The organism is Mycetocola spongiae (assembly GCF_020424085.1).
Taxonomy (GTDB): Bacteria; Actinomycetota; Actinomycetes; order Actinomycetales; family Microbacteriaceae; genus Mycetocola; species Mycetocola spongiae.
Map to the genome: position 1 here is coordinate 288,667 of NZ_CP080203.1, position 24,705 is coordinate 313,371.

The following is a 24,705-nucleotide window of genomic DNA, read 5'->3' on the forward strand; positions in this document are numbered from 1 at the left end:
CTTGGTCCGACGGGGTCGGTGATAACGGGGGTTTCCGAGGTGACGAGGGGCAGGCGCGGCGGCGCCGGATGGCGGCGCATCAGCCGAGGGCTTCCGCGAGCGGGCCCAGTGCCAGGGCGGGCAGGAACGTGAGGGCGCTTACCAGCAGCGCCACCCCGACCATCACGCCGATAAACAGTGGGCGCTGGGTTTGCAGCGTGCCGGGCCCCGCCGGGGTGGGGGTCTGGGCGGCAAGCGATCCGGCGAGGGCGAGCACCGCGATCATCGGCAGGAAACGCCCCAGCAGCATCGCGAGCCCCAGGGCCACGTTAAAGAACGGGGTATTGGCGCTCAGGCCACCAAACGCACTGCCGTTATTATTGCCCGCCGAGGTGAACGCATAGAGCACCTCGCTCAGCCCGTGCGGGCCGGAGCCCAGCATTGCCTCGCGGGTGCCGGGCAACAGCAGGGCCAGCGCGGTGCCCAGGAGCACAATCGCGGGGCTCACCAGGATATACAGGGCCGTGAGCCGCATCTGCCGGACACCGATTTTTTTGCCCAGATATTCGGGCGTGCGCCCCACCATGAGCCCGGCAATAAATACCGCAAGGATCGCGATGATCAGCATGCCGTAGAGTCCCGAACCCACGCCGCCGGGGGCGATCTCGCCGAGCATCATATTCAGCATCAGCACCCCGCCGGCCAGCGGGCTATAGCTGGAGTGGGCCGAGTCCACGGCACCCGTGGAGGTGAGCGTGGTGGCCACCGCAAAGAAGCTGGACGGGATCACGCCCAGGCGCAGCTCCTTGCCCTCGAGTGCGGTGCCCAGATTCGCGAGCTCCGCGGAGACCACGGCCAGCAGCGAGAGGAGAAATAGCGTGCCCATTGCGCCCAGCACGGCGAGGCCCTGCCGGGTGCTGCCCACCATTTTTCCGAAGGTGCGGGTCAGCGCGGTGGGGATCAGCAGGATCAGGAAGATCTGCACCAGATTGGTCCAGGCGCTGGGATTTTCCAGGGGGTGCGCGGCATTGGCGTTAAAGTATCCGCCGCCATTGGTCCCCAGATTTTTAATGGCCTCCTGCGAGGCCACCGTGCCCCCGGGGATGGTCTGGATCTGGCCCGCGATGCCGGTCATGGTCTGTGGATCGCCCAGGTTCTGCGCGACTCCGCCCAGCAGGAGCACCACCGCGAAGATCGCCGAGAGCGGCAATAATACGCGGATGATTGCGCGGGTGACGTCCACCCAGAAATTGCCGAGCAGATCGGTGCCCTGCCGGGCCAGGCCGCGGATCAGGACAATCGCGACCGAGAGGCCCACCGCGGCGGAGAGGAAGTTTTGTACCGCGAGCCCCAGCGCCTGGGCGAGCGTGCCCAGCGTGGATTCGCCGGCATAGTTTTGCCAGTTGGTATTGGCCACAAAGGAGGCCGCGGTATTCCAGGCCAGATCCGGGGCCAACGCGCCGTGCCCCAGGCTCAGCGGCAGCAGCTGCTGCGTGCGCAGGATCAGATAGAGCACCAGCAGGGACAGCGCCGAGAACGTGAGTACCGAGCGCAGATAGGAGGACCAGCGCTGCTCCGCGCGCGGATTCACCCCGATCAGGCGATAGATGCCGCGCTCCACGCGCAGGTCCCGGGTGGAGGTGAAGATGCGGGCCAGATAATCGCCGAGCGGGCGATAGGCCACGGCGAGGGCCGCGAGCACAAGCAGAATTTGCAGGATCCCGGCGAGGAGGGGGGCGGAGGCCACGGCCGTCATAGCTTCTCAACCCCCCGGGCGATGAGGGCGCACGCGCCAAATACGGCGAGTGTTAACGCGATGAAGAGTGCATCAAGCACGACTTGCTCCTAGTGCGGATGTGGGGGCGGCGAATTGCCGTGCACTCAGTTGAGCACGCCCCCGGATACCGCGAGGCGGATCTTAACGCACCCTTAACGCCCCGCCCGTTCCGCGCGTTCCGCCCCGCCACTCCGGGTATGACCGCCAGGCGTGAATCCGCAACGCCCCGCCCGTTTCACCCACGCCACCCGGGCATTACGGCGCGGCGAGATTCCCCCGGTGCCGCCCGCCCGCGCCGCGTCTATTATGGCCGCGGGGGAGCGGGCTCGCACTGCGTCGCGCCCGCGCCGGATGTTGACCCCGGATGGCCTCGCCGGGGCAAATCTGCAATGCGAACCCCGGAGGCGGCGCTGGCCGCGCGGGTATGGTCGCTAACCGAGCGCGCGCACCCGCGGCGCGAGCCGGGCCCGCAGCGCCGCCCGCAGGAGCCGGGCCTGCGGATCGCGCCACAGCACCCGATCCAGCGCCGCTGCCGTCTCGGCCACCGCCCGCGGCGAGGCCCCCGGCAGCTCCTCCGCGATCTCCGCGGGGTCCACCCCCGCCGTATGCAGCAGGATCAGCGGCAAAAGCTCGCGTGCCGAGGCCTCGCCACTCACATGCAGCAGCACGGGCCCCGGGGCCGCGATGATGCCGCCCAGGAGAATCCGATAGGCCCCCGCGGAACGCTCCAGATCGGCGCCGGAAAGGCCGCCGCCCGCGGGCACCCGCATCCGGTGCACCCGGATCCGGCGATACGCGGAAGGTACAGCTGAAAGATCGGGGGCGCGCTCGCCCGCGGTCACCGCGAGGATCGTCGCCACCCCGGAGGCGGCCAGGTCGTCCCAGCCGCGCGGCGAGGGGCCGGGCCGGTCCAGGGTTCCGGGTGCCGCGTGCGGGCCCAGCGCCAGATAGAGCAGGCCGGTGCGGGTGGGGCCGCGGAAGGTAGGAATCTCGCCCAGGTCGCGCGCGCCGGGCAGCCCGTCCCAGTCGGGATCGATGCCCGGGCGCGGGCGCTGGCCAAATCGGGAGGCTGTCATACCCCCGAGGAAATCACTCTTTATCGGGAGTTTCCCGAGAGTCGCGTGGTTCGGCGGTCAGCGGCACCGGGCAGCCGATCTGCGCCCGCCGATTAATCCGCCACCAGACAAAAAATCCGGTGAGGGTAAACGCGCCATAAAACAGGTACATAAACGCCGACGCATAATAGCCCGCGTCCACGAGCAGGGGCACACCCACGGCATCCACCGCGACCCAGATCAGCCAAAACTCCACCCAGCCGCGCGCCATCCCATAGGTGGCCAGCAGTGAGCCCACAAAGATCCAGGCATCGGCCCAGACCGGCTCATAGGATTCGAGCATCCGAAATATCGGCGTCAGTAGCGCGGTGCCACCCAGCAGCGCGATGATCAAAAATGCGCGCTGTTTGCCGGAGGCCCAGCGCGGTGTCACGGCAAAATCGCCGCCACCCGCGTGCCGCCGCCAGCTGGCCCAGCCATAGATCGACACGATAATAAACATGATCTGGCGGCCCGCCTGGCCCAGCAGGTTCACCGGATTGGGGGTATGAAATACGGCCCCGAGAAATACCGTGAGCAGCAGCAGATTGCCGATGATGCCCACGGGCCAGGCCCAGGCCTTGCGGCGCATTCCGCCCACCGCGCACGCGAGTCCAAAGGCGTTTCCGATGATCTCGCGCCATAAAATGGTCTGCGAGCCGATCACCAGCTGGGCATCAAAGAGCCAGGTGAGGACGTTCATGATGATGGCGCATTCTCCTTTTCCGCATCGTTAAACCACGGGGAGTGCGCATAAAATACGCGTGCTTCTCTCATCCAGACTTTAACTGTCGGTATCGGAATTTCACCGATTCAGTCGCGCCGTCGGGCCCCCGGGGGAGCACCACATGCGCGAGTCGCGGACTATCACCGCCGGTTCGGAATTACACCGACCCCGGAGCACGCGTCCCAGTCTAGCGCTAACGCTACAGTGGTCTTGAGGGTCGCCGGTGGGGGCCCCGGTAGGGATGGAATTTTTACGTGAGTACACGCAGGCCACTGATCGGGCTCACCGGTCGCCGCGGTATCGGCGGAATGCTTGATGTTCCGCGCGGATTCAGCGATGCACCGCTGGATATTTATATGAGCGAATACGGCACCAGCGTGGCCGGGGCCGGCGGCCTGCCGATCCTCATCCCGCTGGGCAGCCCCGGTGCGGAGATCGTGGAGCACCTCGACGGCCTGCTGATCTCCGGCGGGCAGGACGTGGACCCGCGCCGCTATGGCCAGTCGCCGGATCCGCATGTGGAGGTCATCGACCCCGAGCGGGACGACCTGGAGTTTTCGCTGGTTGCCGCTGCCCTCGCCGCGGGCATCCCGATTCTGGGCATCTGCCGCGGACACCAGCTCCTGAATGTGGCGCTCGGCGGCACCCTGATTCAGCACCTCTCGGGTGGCGAGGGGGAGGCACACGCCACCTCGGCCTATCCCCGCAACCACCGCACGCATCGCGTGGACATCCTGGAGGATTCGATCAGCCACGGGCTCTACGGCGATTCGCAGATGGTGAACTCATTCCACCATCAGGCCGTGGACGTCCCCGGGGAGGGCCTCGTGGTGACCGCCCGCGCACCCGATGGTGTGGTGGAGGCCATCGAGCTGATCGGTTCCCCGGTGATGGGAGTGCAATGGCATCCCGAGACGCTCGGCGCCGATCCGATCTTCGGCTGGCTCGTGGCCGAGGCCACGCGGCGGCTAGGCCGAGGCCGGTTCGAGTAGTTCGGGGCCGTCGCCGCCGAGCCGGTTTACCGGATAAAACTCAAAACCCTCGGCCTCGGCGGCACCCACCGCGACCGCCTCATCGATCAGCGCCTGATCGCCCTGGATGGACGTATCGATCCAGTGCTCCCAGTGCTCGGGCGGCAAAAACACCGGATTGCGGTCGTGTAGCGGAACGAGGTCGCCCGCGGCCGGGGCGGTGAGGATCGTGGCGGTCAGATGCCAGCGGTTGGGATCTCCCGGCCGGGTCTGCGGATCGGCCCACCACGAGTAGAGCCCGGCAAAGCCGATGACCTCCTCGCTATACGGCCGCACAAAATACGGGGTTTTTATGCCGTTTTCATCGGTATGCCACTCGTAATAGCCATTGGCGAAGATGATCGCGCGGGTGGAGCGCACGGCATCACGAAACGCGGGCTTTTCCGCGGCGGTCTCGGAGCGGGCGTTAAACGTGGGGAACTCCGGCGTGGCCGTTTTGGACCACGCGGGCAGCAGCGACCAGGAGGCCGTCTCGAAGCGCAGCGTGGGCTCGGGCCCGCGCGCGGATTCCACGAGGATCGGCACCGACTGGGTGGGTGCGATATTCCAGCTCGCCTGCCAATCGGGCGACCACTGCTCGGGGCGGCGACCGGTGGCCTCCACAAACTCGGTGATCATCTCGTTGACGGTGGCATCCATCGCAAATCTTCCACACATGGGTGACTTCCTTTCCGTGGCCTCCCTCGATGCTATCGCGCACCGGGGACGCCGCGGTCTGAGCCGCGGGCGTGGTGCCCGGTTGCCTACGACGCGGCGCGGGATGGCACACTGGAGTCATGGATATTTCCGCGCGCTGTCCCTGCCTGAGCGGCCTCACCTATGGCGAATGCTGCGGTCGCGCCCACTCGGGGGAGCCCGCGGCCACCGCCGAGGCGCTGATGCGCTCCCGGTTTAGCGCGTTTGCGCTGGGTGATGTGGACTATCTGCTGCATACCTGGCATCCGCATACCCGCCCGGGCACGCTCGAGCTGGACGCCGATCTGCGCTGGTATCGGCTGGATATCGGCGCGGTATCCGCCGGCGGCCCGCTGGATCACGCGGGCGAGGTGGAGTTCACGGCGTATTACCGCTCACCCGAGGGTGCGGGCAGCCAGCATGAGCACAGCCACTTCACGCGCGAGGGTGGGCGCTGGCTCTATCGCGACGGCCGCGCGCTGGACTGATCGCGGCTAGGAGTAGTCCCCGGTGATCTCCTCGCGCACCCGGCGCAGATCCTCCATCAGGGAGCCGATCAGGATCCAGTGATCGGGGTGCGGCTCGTGAATCACGATCGGGGCCGTGAGCATGGGGGCCTCGGGGGCCTCCTCCAGCTGGGGCTCCATGCCGTCGAGAATATTGGCATCCGCGATCAGCCGCAGGTCGTGGGCAGCGCGGCGCAGCTGCTCGGCGATGGCCCGCACCGAGGCCTCCGAGCGCAGGCTCTCGTCATAGTGGTCGTGGAACGCGCGGGACATACCCGCTGTGCGCGTGGTGAGCGGGCCCAGCTTATTAAGGAGCTTTTTGGTATTCAGGAGCCGTTCGCGATTGCGTCCGCCGCGCGGATTTAGCGTGAGTGATTCCTCGGCCACGCGCAGCGAGGCCGCGGCCTTTTCTCGCATCGGGCGCAGCAGGCGCGCGCTGATCATGAGCGAATCGCGCTCGGCCCGGGTCTGCTTGCTGGGCAGCGCGACCGCGAGCGCATCCAGCTGATCGGCCACCGCCTCGGCCAGGGCCGCGGCGTCGCGCTCGGCCGGGTCGAGGATCACGGGGGGCACCACGGCGGCGTTAATGGCAAAGCCGATTGCCACACCGATCAGCGTTTCCAGGATGCGATAGAGCGAATAATCGGGTGTCGCTGCGCCGATCGAGAGCACCAGCATCGCGCTGATCGGGATCTGATTGGAGGAGCCCGCGGAGAGCCGCGCGGCCCAGGCCACCATGATCGAGACCACGATGGCCACCAGGACCACCCAGCTGGCGCCGCCAAAGAGCATATTCAGGCCCGTGGCGATCACGACCCCGCCGATCACGCCGATGCTGCGCTCGATGGCCTTGCCAAAGGACTGGTGCAGGCTCGGCTGGACCACCAGCAGCGCACCCACCGCGGCAAAAACCGGCATCTGCGAGGGCACGATCGCCAGCGCCACAAACCAGGCGATGATCGTGGCCGCCGAGGTCTTCACCGCCTGAAGCAGGGGAATGCGGGAGTTCGCCCGCACCAGCGTGGTGAGCCGCATCAGGGGAGGTCTGCCTCGTTGAGGAGCGCCAGCAGCCCCGCACCATCGGGCGCTGACAGGCGCAGGATGCCGTCACTCTCGCTGTCCTCGGCATCGTCGTGGCGGCTGCGGCCACCGGCGAGCACGGCCTCGCTCGTGGACATCCGGCGGATCGCGATGGCCGCGACCTGCTTGGGATAGGTCAGCGCAAAATCGCGGTAGAGGTCCTCATCGTGCTGGCCGTCATCGCCGACAAGGAGCCAGCGGATCTGCGGAAACTCCGCGGCCAGGCGGTCCAGGTTTTGCACCTTATGTTCGCGGCCGCTGCGGAACCAACGGTCCACGGTGGGGCCCCAGTCGGTCAGCAGCAGGGCGCCGGCCGGATAGAGATTGCGGGACATAAAGCGGTTCAGGGTCGGGGCCACGTTCCAGGCGCCCGTGGACAGATAGATCATCGGCGCACCCTCGTGGCTCGAGACCATCCGGTCCAGGAATACACTCATTCCGGGCACCGGGATGCGCGCGTGCTCGTCCAGCACAAACGTATTCCAGGCGGCGACCAGGGGGCGGGGGAGCGCGGTGACCATCACGGTATCGTCCACATCCGAGATCACGCCAAAGCGCACATCGGGGCCCACGATAAAAACATCGGTGGAGACGGCCCGGGAGCCCTCGGCGCTCAGCGTGATCTGCTGCCAGCCGGGTTCCAGGGTGGCGGGGATCACGGTATCAATCAGGCCGCCACGATCGGCGATTACCTCGTGTTCCACGCCGTTTACGGTCACGGTCACGGTGGCCGCGACCACGGGCACCGAGGTGAAGCTGCGCCAGCCGCGGATGCGGCGCGCGGAGGCCTGTTCGAGGGCCTGGGGGTGGGTGGCGGCGCGGCTCAGGAGGACGCGGCAGAGCACCCGGATCCAGGTGGTGGAGCCATAGCCCACATAGGGCACAACGGTCGCATGCATTCCGCGCCGGCGTCCGCGCTTTTCCCGCCACCGCAGCACGGCGTCGTCAATGCGCGCCGCACGGTGGATGGTCGCGGAGACCACGGCGGAGTGGGTATGGCGCGCAGGGGGCACATCGGGTTCGGGCTCGGACACCCCCCAATTCTGGCATGTTTAGGGCGCGGCCGGTGTGTCGCCGTCGTCGAGGTGTTGTGCCTCACCCCGGTGAATGAGCTTTTTGATCAGGAATACCGCGGCAATAAAGAGCACCAGGATTCCCACAAAAATATATCCAGCGCTATGCAATTGGCCCGAAAGCTCCCGATACGTCTTCGCGGCGGCCGAGCCGGCGCCCACATAGGCGACCGACCAGATCAGGCACGCGGGGAGGGTCCATGCGATAAAGCGGCGATAGGTCATGGTGCTCATCCCCACCGTGAGCGGGATGACCGAGTGTAGGACGGGCAGGAACCGGGACAGGAAAACCGCGATTCCGCCGCGACGATCCAGATAGCGCTCGGCGCGGGACCAGTTTTTTTCGCCGATCCAACGCCCGAGCCGACTGTCGCGAATTCGACCCCCGAATGTCCGACCCAGGTAGAAGCCGATCGACTCCCCGGCCAGCGCCCCCAGGATGATGGCCACCGTGAGGCCAATGAACTCCACGGGCCCCTGCACGGCGGTGGCCGCGACGATCACCATGGTGTCTCCCGGCACGATCAGCCCCACCAGGATGCTGGTTTCCAGGAGCATTCCAAAGCCGGCGATCAGGGTGCGCAGTACCGGGTCCACGCCCTGGAGGAGGTCGAGGAATCCGTTGAGGAAGTCATTCACCCGTTAAATCTACGGCACGCGCGCGAGCGCGATGTTCGGGCCGACCAAAACCCACCCGCGACTGTGGTCAGACCACAGGAGCATAGCGTGCTAACCTGTGAGAACAAGACGAGTCGTAAACCACAGGAATCACCCCCCTGCACGGATCTGATGGTCGCTTTCTCTGTAGTAATTTTTGTTACGAAACCTGGAGAGTTTGTGAAGTGAACGAGTTCCTAAATCTGGATCCGCTGATACTGTCGCGATGGCAGTTCGGCCTGACCACCATCTATCACTTTCTGTTCGTCCCCCTGACGATTGGAATGGTGACCACGGTTGCCATCTTCCAGACGGCCTGGGTGCGTACCGGAAAGATCCACTACCTGCAGCTGACGCAGTTCTTCGGGAAGATCTTCCTGATTAACTTCGCCATGGGAGTGGTCACCGGAATCGTGCAGGAGTTCCAGTTCGGTATGAACTGGTCGTCCTACTCGCGGTTCGTGGGCGACGTCTTTGGCGCCCCGCTTGCCCTCGAAGGCCTCCTGGCCTTCTTCCTGGAGGCCACGTTTATTGGCCTCTGGATCTTCGGCTGGAATAAGCTCTCGCCCAAGCTCCACCTGATGACCATTTGGCTCACCGCCATTGCGTCGATTCTGTCGGCCTATTTCATCATCGCCGCCAACGCGTTTATGCAGAACCCGGTGGCCTACCAGTACAACGAGGAGCGCGGCCGTGCCGAGCTCACGAGTATTGGTGAGCTGCTCACCAACCCGGTGGCCGTGGCCGCATTCCCGCACACCATCTTTGCCTGTTTCATGGTGTCCGCCGGCCTGATCATCACGGTCGCCGCCTACCACCTCTCGCGTAATAACCACCTCGAGACCATGCGCCCCGCGCTGAAGTTTGGTCTCTGGATGATGATTGTGGCCGGCATCGGCACCGTCTTCTTTGGTGACTCGCTGGGCATTGCGATGGTTAATACGCAGCCCATGAAGATGGCCGCGGCGGAGGCGCTATATAACACCGCCACCGGAGCGGACGCGTCCTTCTCGCTGTTCACCCTCGGAACCCCCGATGGTGTGCACGAGTTGTTCTCGATCCGCGTGCCGTATCTGTTGTCGTTCCTGTCCACCCATACGTTTGATGGAACCGTGGAGGGCATTAACGACCTCCAGGCCCTGTATACCCAGACCTATGGACCCGGCGAATACGCCCCGATTATCTGGATCACCTACTGGTCGTTCCGCTGGATGATCGCCCTCGGCATGATCCACATCCTCGTCGCCATCGTTGGCCTGTGGCTCACCCGTAAGAACCGTCTGCCCAAGAATAAGTGGGTCTGGAAGGCCGCCATCTGGTCCTTCCCCGCCTCGCTGCTCGCCATGAGCCTCGGTTGGGTCTTCGCGGAAATGGGACGTCAACCCTGGCTGGTCTTTGGGCTGCTCAAGACCGAGGACGGTGTGTCGCCACACGTCACGGGCCTTGAGGTGCTGATCTCGCTGATAGCCTTCACCCTGGTCTATGGTTCGCTGATCGTGGTCGAGTTTGGCCTGATCAAGAAGGCCGCCATTGCCGGGCCCGCCCCGGTGGAAACGTCGACGGACGGCAAGGACACCCCGGTGCCCACCGCCACGGTTTATTAGGAGTAGATCATGGATCTTGCACAACTCTGGTTCTGGATAGTTGGCTTCCTCTTTATTGGCTACTTCATCCTCGACGGCTTCGACTTTGGTGTTGGTATGTCCCTGCCCTTCCTGGGCAAATCGGATACCGACCGTCGTGTCCTGATTAACACCATCGGTCCGGTCTGGGACCTCAACGAAACCTGGGTCATCGTGGCCGGGGCCTGTCTGTTTGCCGCATTCCCCGAGTGGTATGCGACACTCTTCGCCGGGTTCTATCTCCCACTGCTCTTAATTTTGATTGCGCTGATCCTGCGCGGTGTCTCCTTTGAGTACCGCCATCAGCGCAAGCACGAGAGCTGGAAGCGCCGCTTCGACCTGATGATCGTCGTCGGCTCGGCCATCCCCGCCCTGCTCTGGGGTGTGGCCTTCGCCAACGTCGTGCGCGGAGTTCCGCTGGATGCAAACCACGATTACATCGGTGGTTTTTTCAACCTGCTGAACCCCTATGCACTGCTGGGTGGAATCACCACGCTGCTGCTGTTCTTCCTACACGGACTGTATTTCATCCTGCTGAAGACCGACGGTGATCTGCACGCCCGGGCCAAGGCCCTCGCCCTGAAGGCAGGCATCGTCACCGTTGTGGTGGCTGCCTCCTTCCTGGTGTGGACCATCATCATGTCCGAGTTCAAGTTCTGGACAATCGTGTGCTCGCTGATCGCGGCCGTGGCCCTGATCGCCGCCGTGCTGCTGGGCCACCTCGGTCGCGAGGGATGGTCGTTCACGGCCATGGCCGCGACCGTCGCGGCCGCGGTGCTCACGCTGTTTGTCTCGCTGTTCCCGTATGTCATGCCCGCGAGCAATAACCCCGCCAATGGCCTCACGATTGAGAATGCGTCGTCCTCGGCGTATACCCTTGAGTTCATGAGTTGGGTTGCACTGATCGCACTGCCGCTGATCCTCCTGTATCAGGGGTGGACGTACTGGGTATTCCGCAAGCGGATTACCAGTGCCACCATCGAGGCGGCCGCGCACTAGCGCGCAACGCCATGCGACCGTTTGACTCTCGACTCGTAAAATACGCCCGCTCCATCCGAGCCTTTTTGGTCAGCCAAACGCTGATCGGACTGGTGACGATGGCGTGCGTGATCGGATTTGCCGCGGTACTCACCCTCGTGGTGACCCGGGCCATCGACGGCACTGATTTTGCCGACCTGGTCCCGTGGATCATCGCGCTGGTGGGAATCGCCGCGCTCCGGGCACTCACGGTATGGGCGAGTGAGACGGTCAGCATGCGCGCGGCCGGCCGGGTCAAGGCGGAACTGCGTTCGGGTATTCTCGACGCCGTTTCGGCCCTTGGCCCGGCCCGGCTCGCCCGCCGGGGTTCCACCTCGGTGGCCACCCTCACCGGGCGCGGCATGGACGCGCTGGATGAGTATTTCTCCAAATATCTGCCGCAGCTGGTCCTCACCTGCATCGTGACCCCCGTGATCGTGGTGATCATCTGGTGGCAGGACTGGATCTCGGGCGTGGTCATCGTGATCACGCTCCCGCTGATCCCCGTGTTTATGGCGCTGATCGGCTGGGCCACCCAGGCGGTACAGCAGCGCCAATGGGACACCCTGGGCCGACTCTCGAGCGGGTTTGTGGACCTGCTGGGGGGCATCGCCACCCTGAAGATTTTTGGTCGTCAGCACCGGCAGGTGGGCCGGATGAAGACGATCACCGAGGACTACCGCACGTCCACCATGAAGGTGCTGCGGGTCACGTTCCTCTCCGGCTTTGTGCTGGAGCTCGCCTCCAGCCTCGCGGTGGCCATCGTGGCGGTGGGCATCGGCCTGCGCCTGATCGAGGGCTCGCTCTCGCTCGAGGTGGGTCTGTTTGTGCTGCTGCTTGCGCCCGAGGCCTTCCTGCCGCTGCGCAATGTGGGCACCAATTTCCACGCCGCCGCCGAGGGCGTCACCGCCGCCCAGGAGGCATTTGAGATTCTCGACGCCGCCGAGGCCCTGCCCGCCGCCGCCGTGGTGCCCGCCGCCGCGCGGCCGGGGGAGCGCCGCGCGCTTGAGCTTGAGGGCGTGATCGCCCGGCATGTGAGCGCCGACGGGGAGGCCGCGGCACCCGCGCTGCACGCCCCCGTGACCGCGACGCTTGCGCCCGGATCGTTTACCGTCCTGACCGGGCCGAGCGGGGTGGGCAAGTCCAGCCTGGTCTCCGCGATCGCCGGATTCACCGAGTATGAGGGCCGGATCGCGCTGGCCGGCAGCGATGAGCGCGGCGTGGCCCCGGCCGAGCGCACGTGGCTGTCCTGGAGCCCCCAGCGCTCGGGCCTGATCAGCGGCACCGTGGCCGATAACGTGGCCCTGGGTGTGGAGAGCCCCGATCCCGAGCTGCTGCGCTGGGCGCTGGACACCGCCGCTGCCGCGGAGATCAACCCCGCCACAGAGATCGGCGTGGCCGCCGATGGCCTCTCCGGGGGACAGGCACAGCGCGTGGGAATCGCGCGGGCGCTCTACCGCGCGCGCCGCCTCGACGCCGATGTGCTGATCCTCGACGAGCCCACCTCGGCGCTGGATCACGGCACCGAGGAACTGCTCCTGACCAATCTGCGCGCGTTCACCCGCACCGGGCCCGCGCTCCTGATCATTTCGCATCGCGGGGCCGTCCTGGCCGCCGCCGATGCCGTGCTCGAGATGGCTCCCGCCCGCCCCGCGGTCGTGGCGTCTTGACAGAAAAGGGTTTCCCCGTGACCGGTACCACCACACCCGCCCGGCGTGCCACCGCCGCCGATGTGCGCGCCGTGCTGCGCCGCGCCCGCCCGCGCGGCAAGAGTGCCGTGGCCGGGCAGCTTTCCGGCATCGCCTCCGCGCTGAGCACCGTGGCGCTGATGGCCTGCAGCGCGTTTTTGATCACACGCGCCGCTGAAATGCCGCCCATCCTCTTCCTGAATGCCGCAATCGTGGGCGTGCGCGCATTTGCGCTGGGCCGGGCATTTTTCCGCTATCTGGACCGGCTATTTAGTCACGATGCGGCGTTCCGCCAGCTGGAAACGGTGCGCGTGGACCTGCTGCAACGCCTGCTTCCGATCGCCCCGGCCGGGCTGGCGCGCTCCAAGCGCGGCGATCTCCTCTCAACGCTGGTCTCCGATGTGGACGAGATGCAAAACCTCGGCCTGCGTGTGATCCAGCCGCTCATCACCTCGCTCGGGGTGGCGCTGCTGGCGATCTTCGGAATCGCGCTGCTCTCGCCGATGGCCGCCCTCGGCCTGGCCGTGGCCCTGATCCTCACGTTTGTGCTGAGCGCCTGGGCGATCTCCGGGGTGGCCGCGCGCGCCGAACGCTCGCTTGCCCCGCAGCGCGCCTCGCTCATGGATGCACTGCTGGACTATCTCGGCAACCTCGACGTGCTCGTGGCCTATGGGGCCGAGAAGCAGGCCCGGGCCCGCGTGGACCGGATCGACGCCGAACTCACCCGTTCGCTGACCCGCCGCGCGAGCGGGGCCGGGCTGGCCGGGGCCGCCCTCGCCCTGTTCACCGGGGTGGCCGTGGCGCTCATGCTGATCGCCGGAATCCCCGAGCTGAAGACCGGGCTGACCGGTCCCGGCCTGGCAATCCTGGCGCTGGTGCCGCTCGCGGTCTTTGAGATCGTCGCAAATGTGCCGCTCGCGCTGAGCGCCTGGCGCCAGGTCAAGGTCAGCGCCGAGCGCATCGCCGAGGCCACCGCGCCCGCGCGCGCCCAGGACGTGCCCGCCGAGACGGGACGCCGGGAGCTGGCCCCCGTGCCCGGGGCCCCCATCCTGGAGCTGACCGATGTGGCGGTGCGCTGGCCCGCCGCGCAGACCGATGCGCTCACGGTGCCCCACCTGCGGGTGGAGGCCGGCGAATGTGTGCTGATCGAGGGCCCCAGCGGCGCCGGAAAAACCACCCTCGCACAGACCCTGGTGCGTTTCCTCGGCTACCGCGGCTCGATCACCCTGGGCGGCGAGGACATGGCCCAGCTGCACCCCGATGCCGTGCGCGGCGTGATTGGGCTCTGCGAACAGGTGCCGTATCTCTTTGACGATACGATCCGCCAAAACCTCCTTTTTGCCCGCGAGGATGCCAGCGAGGCCGAACTGCTGGAAATCCTCGGCGCCGTGGGCCTGGCCGAGTGGACCACGCGCCGCGGCGGTCTGGATGCCCGCGTGGGCGAGCGCGGGGCCCTCGTCTCGGGAGGCCAGGCGCAGCGCATCGCGCTGGCCCGCGCGCTGCTCCACGATTTCCCGGTGATTGTGCTTGATGAGCCCACCGCAAACGTCGAGGGCGACCTCGCCGCGAGCCTGCTCGCCGAGCTTGTGGCGGTGGCCCGCGACCGGGAACGCACGATCCTTCTCATCTCCCATGCAGACGTGGATGACACACTGGTTGATCGACGGGTAAATATCGTCGATGGGGTGCTGCGAACCGCGTAGCACGCGGCAGGAAGCGGAGGACGCCGGTTGGCCCTGAGCAGCATTCCCGAGCAGCGCATCGAGAGGCTCAAGACCCTCACGGTATTGGCCCTCGTGCTGGGTGTGGCCTGGATCTGGAGCGACCTGATTCGCCGCCTGGGGGATGCCAACCACGGCAACGTGATCTCCCTGCTGTTTATGGCGCTGGCGCTTTCGCTTGCGGCCCTGCTGATCTGCGTGATCCTCCACGCGGGCATTCATCGCCGCGCGGGCTGGGCCCGGATACTGGGCACGATCACCTCGATCGTGGCGCTTGTGGAGGCCATTTTTTCGCTGAGCCATATTCCGCGACGCATCGCATCGCGCCTGGGAGACCCGGTCACGGTGGGTGGCATCGGGGGAGAGCCCTGGGTCATCAGCGAACAGGGCTCGCCCCTGGAGTTGATCCCCGCCGGGGTGCTGGCCCTCCTCACGGTGATCCTCGCGGTGGCCTGGCTGCGGGCGGCATGGTCGCGTCCGGTCGCTAAGCTGGGCAGGTGACCTCGCCCTATCGTTCCCGGGTTCTGCCCGGCTGGTATGACCCCGCCACCGCCGCACACTCCCTACTGGCCGATCATCCCCGCTCATTCTGGCTGGATGCGGGCAGCTCCGCCACCGCGGGCTGGAGCTATCTGGGCTATGGCCGGCTGCTGATCGAGGTGCGGGACCGCGGAACCCGGGTGCGGGTCAGCGGCGCGGATGCGGCGGATGCCGAGTATCCGGTGGCCGCCGGCGGCGCCCATGCGCGCGTGGAGGAACTGCTCGCCCAATACGAACTCCCCGCGGCCGAGGTGCCCGGATTTGGGGGCGGCTGGGTGGGGCTGCTCGGATATGAATACGGCGCGAGCCTCGTGGGTGTGGCCCCCGCACCGGGCCCCGGCGACCTGCCCGAGGCCGCGTGGCTGCGCAGCGAACGCATGCTGGCGTTTGACCATGCCGCGCGCCGGGTCACGCTGATCGAGCGCGCGGGGCTGCCGCGGGATGAGCGCTGGGAATGCGGCGGCACGGACCGGGACGCCCCGCCGCCGCCCGCGCCTATCGCGTCGCCGGAGGATGCGCCGCCGCTGAGCGTGAGCTGGCGACACTCCGATGCACACTACCGCGACCTGGTGCGCGGCTGTATCGCGGCGATCGGGCACGGCGAGGCCTATCAAATCTGCCTCACCAATATGGCCACCATTCCCGGACGCTTTGACCCCCGGGACCTATTCCGCCGGCTGCGCGCGCTGAGCCCCAGCCATCACGCGGGCCTGCTGATCCTGGACGGGGCCGCCCTGGTCTCCGCCTCCCCGGAGACCTTCCTCAGTGCGGACGGCCGCGGCCGCGTGGCCACCCGCCCGATTAAGGGCACGCGGCGGCGCGCGCGGGGGGACGCCGCGGAGGATCGCCGACTCGCCGCGGAACTGCTCGCCGACGAAAAGGAACGCGCCGAAAACCTGATGATCGTGGACCTATGCCGCAATGACCTCACCCGCGTGGCCGCCCCCGGAACCGTGAGCGTGAGTGAACTCTTCACCGTGGAAAGCTATGCGCAGGTGCATCAGCTGGTCTCCACGGTCGAGGCGCGGCTGGCCCCGGAAACCGGGCTCGGCGAGCTGATCGCCGCGATCTTCCCCGCCGGATCGATGACCGGGGCCCCCAAACATCGCGCCATGACGCTCCTCGCCGAATACGAGGAGGGCCCGCGCGGCGCCTATGCGGGGGCGTTTGGCTATCGCGATTCCCGCGGCACCCTCTCGCTCGCCATGGTGATCCGCAGCATCGTCTGCGGGCCCGATCTTGCGCGCATCGGCGCGGGCGGGGGCATCACCGCGCTCTCCGATCCGGGCCGCGAACTGGCCGAGTCCCACCTCAAGGCGGCGGCGCTGCTGAGCGTGCTCCGCGACTCGGCCGCCGCGGGCCGCACGGGCCCCGACAAATAGCGGTAATCTAGGGGAATCCACAGATCAGCCCGCCTCCCCGCCGGAAATTCCCGCCGGGTGGGCGGTTATTTCGAATGAGAGTCACGTGAGCACTAACGAGCCCATCATCGACGAAGCAGAAAAATACGACTTCGCCGCCATCCAGGACCGCTGGCTGGGTGTCTGGGACGAGCTTAAGCCCTTTGCCACCGCGGATACCCCCGCCGATGCACCGCGCAAATACGTGCTCGATATGTTCCCCTACCCCTCGGGCGATCTGCACATGGGACACGCCGAGGCCTTTGCCCTGGGCGATGTCATGGCGCGCTATTGGCGCGGCCGCGGCTATGCCGTAATGCACCCGATCGGCTGGGACTCCTTTGGCCTGCCCGCGGAGAACGCCGCGATTAAGCGCGGTATCGACCCGCGCGAGTGGACCTACGCCAATATCGATCAGCAGCGGGCGTCCTTCCGCCGCTATGCCCCCTCGTTTGACTGGGATCGTGAGATCCACACCAGCGACCCCGAGTACTACCGCTGGAACCAGTGGCTGTTCCTGAAGCTCTACGAAAAGGGGCTGGCCTATCGCAAGGACAGCGCCGTGAACTGGTGCCCCGTGGACCAGACCGTGCTCGCCAATGAGCAGGTGGTTAACGGGCGCTGTGAGCGTTGCGATTCCCTCGTGACCAAAAAGAAGCTTAACCAGTGGTATTTCAAGATCACCGATTACGCTGATCGCCTCGTGGACGACCTGGACACGCTGGAGGCTACGTGGCCGTCCAAGGTGCTGAGCATGCAGCGCAACTGGGTGGGCCGCTCCTATGGCGCCGATGTGAGTTTTGAAATCGAGGGTCGCGCGGAGGCCGTGGAGGTATATACCACCCGTCCCGATACCCTGTTTGGGGCCACGTTTATGGTGGTCGCGCCCGATTCGGATCTCGCCGAGGAGCTGGTGGCGGGGGCCTCCGAGGCCACGCGCACGGCCTTTGCCGCGTATCTGGACGAGGTCAAAAAGTCGAACGATATCGACCGTCAGGCCACCGACCGCGAGAAGACCGGCCTGTTTATCGAGCGCTATGCGATCAACCCTGTCAACGGCGAACGCCTGCCGATCTGGGTGGCCGATTATGTGCTGGCCGATTATGGGCACGGCGCGATCATGGCCGTACCCGCGCACGATCAGCGCGACCTGGACTTCGCCCGCAAATTTGATCTGCCCGTGCGCGTGGTGGTGCAGACCAGCCCGCTGGAGGGTGCGGAGGCCGTGGCCGATCCCGCGGAATCCGGCATTGCGCTGGCCGGCGAGGGTGAACTGATCAACTCGGGAGAGTTCAACGGACTGCCCAAGGCCGAGGCCATTGCCCGCGTCACGGCGCAGCTGGACGAGCGCGGCCTGGGCCACTCGGCTAAAAACTATCGCCTGCGCGACTGGCTGATTTCGCGTCAGCGCTATTGGGGCACCCCGATCCCGATCATCCACTGCGAGGCCTGTGGCGAGGTGCCCGTGCCCGAGGATCAGCTCCCCGTGACGCTGCCGCCCGCCGAGGGCCTGGACCTGCAGGCCAAGGGTAAGAGCCCGCTGGGTGCCGCCGAGGACTGGGTCAACGTGAGTTGCCCGCGCTGTGGCGGGGCCGCGCTGCGCGATTCCGATACCATGGACACCTTTGTGGACTCCTCCTGGTACTTCCTGCGTTTCCTGTCGGCGAATTCCGATCGGGTGGCTTTTGATGTGGAGGAGGCCAAGCGCTGGGCCCCCATCGACCAGTACGTGGGAGGCGTGGAGCACGCGATCCTGCACCTGCTGTACTCGCGGTTTATGACCAAGGTGCTGCACGACCTGGACTATGTGGACTTTGTGGAGCCGTTCACCTCGCTGCTGAACCAGGGCATGGTGCTCATGGACGGCGCCAAGATGAGCAAGTCCAAGGGCAACCTGGTGGAGTTCCAGGGCGAGCTGGACGCCTATGGTGCCGATGCGTTGCGCGTCACGCTGGCCTTTGCCAGCCCGCCCGAGGACGATATCGACTGGGCCGATGTCTCGCCCGCCGGTGCCGCCAAGTTCCTGGCGCGCGCGTGGCGCGTGGCCAAGGATGTGGCCACCGAGCCGGGCACCAGCCCCGAGGGCGGGGACCGCGCGCTGCGCCGGGCCACGCACCAGTTCCTCACGGATGCACCGGGCCTGGTGGAATCCTATAAGTTCAACGTGGTGGTGGCGCGGCTCATGGAGCTGACCAATATCACGCGGCGCACGATCGACGCGGGTGCGGGGGCGGCCGATCCGGCCGTGCGCGAGGCCGCCGAGACCATCGCGACCGGGCTGAACCTGTTTGCGCCCTATGCGTCCGAGGACATGTGGGCCCACCTGGGGCACCCGGCACCGGTGGCGCTTGTGGTGTGGAAGGATGCCGATCCGGCGCTGCTCGTACAGGATGCCGTGACCGCGGTCTTCCAGGTGAACGGCAAGGTGCGAGACCGCGCCGAGGTGGCCACGGATATTTCCGAGGCCGAGCTGGAGGCACTGGCCCGCGGGTCGGAGGCCGTGCAGCGTGCGGTGGGTGAGGGCGAGATCGTGAACGTGATTGTGCGTGCGCCCAAGCTGGTAAATATTGCGGTAAAGCCGCGCGGCTAGCCCGCGCGTAGCCGTCGGCGGCGGTATCGGGACGTGGATAACACGACCCGGTACCGCCGTTTTGGTATTCCGGATGCGTGGGGGTTGCCCGGGTTGCGACGGTTTCGGGGGCGGCCGAGGCGCGATGCGTGCCGGGGAGGGGAGGATTTCCCGAGGCGGGAGGGGGCGTTTTCCACAGTCCCGACAAGGCGCATGGCCTTTCCCCAGCTCCCACCCCCTCGCGGATTTTCCCCTCCCATTTTTCTAGCCTGGGGGCATGAAAAAATACACCGATGTTCTGGCGGTCCGGGTGCGGGCCCTGCGGCGCGCTCGTGCGGCGGGGGAGGGCGAGGTGGTGCGCGCGAGCGCGCCGGTATGGGGTCCGGGTCCCGGGCACTCCGGCGAGCCCCGCTCGCGCAGCGGCCCGCTATTGCGCGGTGCCGTGCTCTCCCACGGCGCCGCGCCCTCCCGAGGTGCCGAGTCCTCCCACAGCGATGTGACTTCTGACAGCGCTGTGTCCTCCCGCAGTGCTGTGACTTCCGACAGCGCTGTGTCCTCCCGAAGTGCCGTGTCCTCCCGAGGTGCCGAGCCCTCCCACAGGGCTGTGCCGCCCGACAGAGCTTCGCCCTCCCGGAGCCCCGGCCCGGATACCACCGGGGCAGCCCCGAACGGTGAGCGTCCCGGCCGGGGCGAGCGCCCGGCACATGCCGCGGCACCCGTGCTGCCTCCCGGCGGGTCCCCGCGTCCGGCCGCGGCGTCCGCCCCGGTGGGCGTCGCCGAGCGCGAAGCCGGTGGCCTCTCCGGTGGCGGTGGCGGTGATGGTGTCGGGGTGGGCGAGGACGTGCCCACCGCTGTCGGGAGTGATCGGGGTATTGGCGCCGGCGTTGAGATCAACACTGCCGTTGATCTTGACACTGCCGTTGGTCTGGATGCCGCCTTTGGCCCTGGTGCAGCTGCCGGTATTGAGGGCGCGCTCCTTGCCGCCGAACCTGCCGAGGTATCACCCGGTGATGAGCGGGTCGCAACCGCGGGCCGCGAGGCCCCCGGGCATCTCCTGGGCCGCCGTGCGCGCGAAGGCTGGTCGCGCTCCGATGGCCGCAGCGCGGAGGATCGCGAGTTCCTGAACCAGGCCCTGGCCGGTTTGCGTCCGTGGTGGCAGCGCCGATCGGTGCTGATCGCGGTCGCTGTGCTCCTGGTGGTTGCCCTGCTCCTGGGTATGGCCGCCGCGAGGGCTCGGGGTATCGGCGCCCCGCAGCCGCTGGGCACGGTTGTGGAGGGGGTCGATGGCGTGGACTCGGGGGAGCCCGGCCCCGATCCGCGCCCCGCGGGCGGCGCAGAGTCCTCTCCCGGGGCCCGGCCGGGCGGCTCCGAACTCATCGTGCATATCGCCGGGGCCGTGGCCAGCCCCGGGCTCTATCACCTGCCCCCGGGCGCGCGGGTGGCCGATGCCCTCGCGGCCGCCGGCGGTCCGGTTGCCGAGGCCCACCTCGACGCGCTAAACCTCGCCCGCCCGGTGGCCGATGGCGAACAGGTGCGTGTGCCCGCGCCCGGGGAGGCGGCCGCGCCGGGCGCTGGCCCCGGCCCCGGCGGTGTTTCCGCGGCGGGAGGGCCGGGAGGTGAGGCCACGGTTTCGCTGAACCTCGCCTCGGCCCAACAGCTTGATACGCTCCCGCGCGTGGGCCCCGCGCTCTCGGCCCGGATCATCGAATATCGCGAGAAAAACGGGCCCTTTGCCTCGCTTAATGATCTCCTGAAGGTCTCCGGGATCGGCCCGCGCCTCTTTGAGGGGCTCGCCGGAAAGATCACGCTATGACCCACTCGGCCCGGGTGGGGCGCGGGCGAACAAGGCCCGCGCCGGTGGCCGGTTCGGGGCCACCATCGCCGAATGCCGCCGCCCGGGATCGTCCCCGCGGCGGGCGGGTTGGCAGCGGGCCGTGCCGCGGCGGGCGGGGTGGCAGGAGCGGGCAGCGCGGCGGTGGGCGGGGCGGCCCTCCGCGGCGAGGCGGCCCACCCCGGGTCGCCGGGCTCCCGGCGCGTCTCCGCGGCCTGCCGCGGCGGCTTCCCGCCGATACTCGGCTCTGTGTCGTGGCGGCGGCGCTCTGGGCCGTGCTCTGGGTGCTGCTGCCCGGCCCCGGGGGTGCGCCCCGGCTGGCAAGCGCATTTGCCGGGGCCGGGGCGCTCGGGGTGGGGGTGGCCGCGCTGCGCCGATACAGGCGCGGCGGGGCCCCTCCCCGCCTGGGCCGCCTGCTGATTGCCGCCCTGGCCCTCCTGCTCTGTGCCGCGGCGGGGCACCTCGCCCTCATTCAGGACCAGCGCGGCGCGGATTCTCTCGCCCGGGCGCTGGATTCCGGGGAGCGTTCCACGATCCGCGGCACCTTCGCCTCCGACCCCACCCCGGTGGGCGCCGATGCGCAACGGCCGGAGGACTCCGGGCGGCCCCGGCTCCGGGCCAGTATTCACATCGACGCGGTAGATCGCGAGCCCGCATCGGGCACCGCGGTGCTCCTCTGGACGATGCCGACCACGGCTACGGGCACAGGCACGGGTTCGGCCACGGCCACGGAGGCGGGTGCGCTTGCGCGCGGAGACCCGGTGGAGGTGGTGGCCGCGGCGCATCCCACGGGGGCTGGGGAGCGTCCCCGTGCGCTGCTTTCCGCGGTGGAGGCCCCGCGGCGAGCCACGCCACACCCCGAGGCCTGCGCGGGGATGCTGCGCGCCGCGCAGTGCGCGGTCACACACCTGATCGCGCAGCTGCGGCAGGGCCTCGCACACCGGTCCGCCCTGCTGCCCGGCGACGGCGGGGCGCTACTCCCGGGCCTGTCCATCGGTGATACCGCGGCGGTATCACCCGCGCTCAGCGAGGCGATGAACGGCACGGGCCTGAGCCACCTCACCGCGGTGTCCGGGGCCAATTGTGCCGTGGTGGTCTCGGCGGTGTTCCTGCTGGTGGCCGCCCTGGGCGGCGGACGCGGCGCCAGGGTGGTCTGCGCGGCCGCGGCCCTGGGCGGGTTTATTCTCCTGGTGGGCCCCGATGCCAGCGTATTGCGCGCGGCCGTGATGGGGCTGCTCTCGCTGCTCTGCCTGATTCGCGGGCGACCCCGCCAGGGCCTGCCACTCCTGGCCGCCGCATGCTGTGTCCTACTCATCCTCGACCCCTGGCTCGCCCGCGACTACGGCTTTGCCCTCTCGGTAGCCGCCACCGCGGGGCTGCTCACCCTGGTGGAACCGATCGGGCGGCGGCTCGAATCACGGCTGGCCCCGCGCCTTGCCCGGCTGCTCGCGGTACCGCTGGCCGCGCAGCTCGCGTGCGGCCCCATCCTGATCCTGCTGCGCCCCGAGATCAGCCCACTCACCGTACCCGCCAATATGCTCGCCGAGCCCGCGGCCCCCCTCGCCACCGTGCTGGGTCTCCTCGCCTGCCTGAGCGCACCCCTCCTGCCCGCGGTGGCCGATATCCTGGCCCGCTGCGCCTGGCTCCCCGCGCAGTGGATCGCCGGAATCGCCCATACCCTCGCGGGAGTCCCCGGCACCCGCTGGCCCTGGCCCGAGGGCATCGGGGGAGCGCTGCTCCTCGCGGTGGCCACCGCGGCGCTGCTGGTGGCCATTCTGCGTGCCCGCCCGCGCCGCCGCGCACTGCTGTGCTGCGGCCTCTGTTGCCTGTTGGCCGGGAGCCTCACCGCCGGGCCCGGACTGATCGGGCGGCTCCTCACCCCACGCGCCTGGGTCATCGCCGCCTGCGATGTGGGGCAGGGGGACGCGCTGCTGCTGTCCTCTGCGGGGCGCGTTGCCCTGATCGATACCGGGCCCACCCCCGAGGTCCTGAGTAGCTGCCTAAAACGCCTGCACATCACCCGGATCGACCTGCTCATCCTCACCCATTTTGACCTCGACCATTCCGGCGGAGTTCCCGCGATCGCCGGGCGCACCGAGGTTGCGCTGCTCGGGCCCTCCGCCACCCGGCGCGATCACCGCGTGCGCGAGGACCTCCGCCACGGCGGCGCCACCCTTATCGAGGCCCGGGGGAGCAGCGCGCTGCGCGGAACTCTCGGCAACCTCTCCTGGCGGCGCCTCTGGCCTCCCCGGGAAGACGCGGGCATACTCCCCGGAAATGCCTCCTCGGTGGCCGTGGAATTTCGTGGCGACGGGCTCACCTCCGTGTTTCTTGGTGATCTGGGGGCCGAACAGCTCAACCGGATCGCCCGCGGCACCCCCGGGATCGCCGCCCCCGGCCATGCGGACGTGGTGAAGGTGGCCCACCACGGCAGCGCCGATCAGGGTGACCTCCTCTACCGGCAGCTCTCTGCCACGATCGGGCTGATCTCGGTGGGCGCCCATAATAGCTACGGACACCCCACCCGCCGTGCGCTCACGCTTCTGCGCGAGGCGCATACCCGCGCGGTGCGCACCGACCAATCCGGGCTCCTCCTGGTCGGAATCTCCCCCGGGGGCCCCACCCTGTGGACCGAACGCGGGCCGCCCCGGTCCTAATAATGGGCGAGTGCGATACGGTGCTGTGCTGTGCTGTGCTGTGCTGTGCTGTGCTGTGCCGGGCCACCGCCTGAATAACCGCGCATTTTTCCGCTTCAGCCTTTTATCCAACCACACGCGGAACCGACAATAATGAGGAACCGTGGAACGGGTAATAAGCGTGCGGGCGAAGCCCATCGGTGAGAGCTTGGCCAGATTCACGCTGCCCACATGCCCCGACCCGTCCGCAATAGCAAGCGTCGTTTCTGCGGTGGGGTGGTGCATGCTACCTAATTCCCGGACCGCGGTACGTCGCGGACGTAAATAAGCTCGCGGTCGAGGGGCGCCCGGCCATCTCAGCAGAAGGAGACGTGGTCAAATCCGGCGAGAACGCCTAGGACACAGATAGGAGAACAGACCGTCCAGGCGAGGCCGCCGAGACATACCGTTGCGCTGTTCGCAGGGTGATTCTCACGGCGCGTCTTCCCCGTGAGAGTCCCGGGCGATCACAACTGCCTAAACCCGGGAAGAGCCGCCAGCGTGGGGACGAACTGGTGCTCCAACGATCGAGAGCAGTCGCAGCTTCTCTGCGCTTTCCGAGCCGGGGTGAGCCGTATATACAAGCAGCGAATGAGACTGCTGTGGATCGTAGAGAACCTGACAGTCCAGTTCAATTAGCCCCACTTGGGAATGAAAAAACCGCTTCGAACGATCGGATTGGCCCTCGATAAGTTGAAGCTTCCAGAGCGCCCGGAACTCCGCGCTAATCGCTTCCAGAGATGCCGCAATAGTCCCCGCAGGGGAATCCACCCCGCGCGTTGCGGTCGCCATCCGCAGGCCCGAAACATAAAACCGTGACATATCCTCGTGGTCGGCCTCCGGAAAAAGGGAACGGGTTGACGGATCCGTGAACCAGCGATATACAACGCTCCGGGCGAGGCCCAGGTACTTCGTTGTATCGCCGGTGAGGGCGATCCCGAGGGGCGTTTGTCGAAGCGTCTCGCCGAGTTCCGTGACGATCTCCGCCGGGGTATCGTCCAATCGATCGAATATGCGGAGCATTCCGGGGCTTATATGCCTAC

The 24,705-nt window shown here is 67.5% G+C and carries 19 protein-coding genes and 1 riboswitch; of the genes, 11 read left to right on the forward strand and 8 right to left on the reverse strand.

Annotated elements, in window-relative coordinates; translation table 11 throughout:
• Positions 1–79 precede the first annotated feature (79 nt).
• The 3 genes from kdpA to pnuC form a co-directional block, all read right to left on the reverse strand.
• On the reverse strand, positions 80–1,726 hold the full coding sequence (gene kdpA / locus KXZ72_RS01490) for a potassium-transporting ATPase subunit KdpA (protein WP_226081983.1): 1,647 nt from the start codon (positions 1,724–1,726) through the stop codon (positions 80–82).
• A gap of 461 nt (positions 1,727–2,187) precedes the next feature.
• The gene (locus KXZ72_RS01495) at positions 2,188–2,832 is read right to left on the reverse strand and encodes a protein-tyrosine phosphatase family protein (RefSeq protein ID WP_226081984.1); all 645 of its coding nucleotides are present in this window, start codon (positions 2,830–2,832) and stop codon (positions 2,188–2,190) included.
• Positions 2,833–2,845: 13 nt separating this feature from the next.
• Entirely contained in the window at positions 2,846–3,553 is a 708-nt protein-coding gene (gene pnuC / locus KXZ72_RS01500) for a nicotinamide riboside transporter PnuC (protein WP_226081985.1), read from the reverse strand.
• A gap of 57 nt (positions 3,554–3,610) precedes the next feature.
• A riboswitch (FMN riboswitch) is annotated at positions 3,611–3,758 on the reverse strand.
• 73 nt (positions 3,759–3,831) lie between these two features.
• Here pnuC and KXZ72_RS01505 point away from each other — a divergent pair.
• Complete coding sequence (locus tag KXZ72_RS01505; RefSeq protein ID WP_226081986.1) at positions 3,832–4,569, forward strand: gamma-glutamyl-gamma-aminobutyrate hydrolase family protein; 738 nt, start codon at positions 3,832–3,834, stop codon at positions 4,567–4,569.
• Here KXZ72_RS01505 and KXZ72_RS01510 read toward each other — a convergent pair.
• Positions 4,546–5,247, reverse strand: coding sequence for an SOS response-associated peptidase (locus KXZ72_RS01510; protein ID WP_264159431.1), 702 nt, complete (start codon positions 5,245–5,247; stop codon positions 4,546–4,548). The genes KXZ72_RS01505 and KXZ72_RS01510 overlap by 24 nt on opposite strands.
• Positions 5,248–5,384: 137 nt before the next feature.
• Between KXZ72_RS01510 and KXZ72_RS01515 the strand changes: the two genes are divergently transcribed.
• Complete coding sequence (locus KXZ72_RS01515) at positions 5,385–5,771, forward strand: YchJ family protein (protein ID WP_226081988.1); 387 nt, start codon at positions 5,385–5,387, stop codon at positions 5,769–5,771.
• Positions 5,772–5,777: 6 nt separating this feature from the next.
• On the opposite strand, the gene KXZ72_RS01520 is transcribed toward KXZ72_RS01515, so the two are convergent.
• The 3 genes from KXZ72_RS01520 to KXZ72_RS01530 are packed head-to-tail and all read right to left on the reverse strand — an operon-like array spanning position 5,778 to position 8,581.
• Positions 5,778–6,824 carry an FUSC family protein gene (locus KXZ72_RS01520; RefSeq protein ID WP_226081989.1) on the reverse strand — a complete coding sequence of 349 codons (1,047 nt, stop codon included), beginning with the start codon at positions 6,822–6,824 and terminating at the stop codon, positions 5,778–5,780.
• A complete protein-coding gene (locus KXZ72_RS01525; protein WP_404823677.1) occupies positions 6,824–7,882 on the reverse strand; it encodes an App1 family protein in 1,059 nt (352 codons plus the stop codon). The genes KXZ72_RS01520 and KXZ72_RS01525 overlap by 1 nt, the downstream gene beginning before the upstream one ends.
• A gap of 39 nt (positions 7,883–7,921) precedes the next feature.
• On the reverse strand, positions 7,922–8,581 hold the full coding sequence (locus tag KXZ72_RS01530; protein WP_226081990.1) for a DedA family protein: 660 nt from the start codon (positions 8,579–8,581) through the stop codon (positions 7,922–7,924).
• A gap of 203 nt (positions 8,582–8,784) precedes the next feature.
• Between KXZ72_RS01530 and KXZ72_RS01535 the strand changes: the two genes are divergently transcribed.
• The 9 genes from KXZ72_RS01535 to KXZ72_RS01575 all read left to right on the forward strand — a co-directional run bounded on the left by KXZ72_RS01535 (position 8,785) and on the right by KXZ72_RS01575 (position 23,644).
• Complete coding sequence (locus KXZ72_RS01535; protein WP_226081991.1) at positions 8,785–10,203, forward strand: cytochrome ubiquinol oxidase subunit I; 1,419 nt, start codon at positions 8,785–8,787, stop codon at positions 10,201–10,203.
• A 9-nt stretch (positions 10,204–10,212) separates the two neighbouring features.
• Positions 10,213–11,220, forward strand: coding sequence for a cytochrome d ubiquinol oxidase subunit II (gene cydB / locus KXZ72_RS01540; protein ID WP_226081992.1), 1,008 nt, complete (start codon positions 10,213–10,215; stop codon positions 11,218–11,220).
• Positions 11,221–11,231: 11 nt separating this feature from the next.
• The gene (gene cydD / locus KXZ72_RS01545; RefSeq protein ID WP_226081993.1) at positions 11,232–12,908 is read left to right on the forward strand and encodes a thiol reductant ABC exporter subunit CydD; all 1,677 of its coding nucleotides are present in this window, start codon (positions 11,232–11,234) and stop codon (positions 12,906–12,908) included.
• A gap of 17 nt (positions 12,909–12,925) precedes the next feature.
• Complete coding sequence (cydC, locus tag KXZ72_RS01550; protein WP_226081994.1) at positions 12,926–14,629, forward strand: thiol reductant ABC exporter subunit CydC; 1,704 nt, start codon at positions 12,926–12,928, stop codon at positions 14,627–14,629.
• Positions 14,630–14,656: 27 nt separating this feature from the next.
• Positions 14,657–15,148, forward strand: a complete 492-nt coding sequence (locus tag KXZ72_RS01555) for a hypothetical protein (RefSeq protein WP_226081995.1) — start codon at positions 14,657–14,659, stop codon at positions 15,146–15,148.
• Positions 15,145–16,569 carry an anthranilate synthase component I family protein gene (locus KXZ72_RS01560; protein ID WP_226081996.1) on the forward strand — a complete coding sequence of 475 codons (1,425 nt, stop codon included), beginning with the start codon at positions 15,145–15,147 and terminating at the stop codon, positions 16,567–16,569. Before KXZ72_RS01555 ends, KXZ72_RS01560 begins: the two co-directional genes overlap by 4 nt.
• Before the next feature lie 85 nt (positions 16,570–16,654).
• Entirely contained in the window at positions 16,655–19,177 is a 2,523-nt protein-coding gene (gene leuS / locus KXZ72_RS01565) for a leucine--tRNA ligase (RefSeq protein ID WP_318999879.1), read from the forward strand.
• An 808-nt stretch (positions 19,178–19,985) separates the two neighbouring features.
• Complete coding sequence (locus KXZ72_RS01570; protein WP_226081997.1) at positions 19,986–20,969, forward strand: ComEA family DNA-binding protein; 984 nt, start codon at positions 19,986–19,988, stop codon at positions 20,967–20,969.
• Between the two features lie 272 nt (positions 20,970–21,241).
• Positions 21,242–23,644, forward strand: coding sequence for a ComEC/Rec2 family competence protein (locus KXZ72_RS01575; RefSeq protein ID WP_226081998.1), 2,403 nt, complete (start codon positions 21,242–21,244; stop codon positions 23,642–23,644).
• Between the two features lie 495 nt (positions 23,645–24,139).
• Here the strand turns inward: KXZ72_RS01575 and KXZ72_RS14730 are convergent, their stop codons facing one another.
• Positions 24,140–24,664 carry an MmyB family transcriptional regulator gene (locus tag KXZ72_RS14730; RefSeq protein WP_318999891.1) on the reverse strand — a complete coding sequence of 175 codons (525 nt, stop codon included), beginning with the start codon at positions 24,662–24,664 and terminating at the stop codon, positions 24,140–24,142.
• Positions 24,665–24,705: the final 41 nt, after the last annotated feature.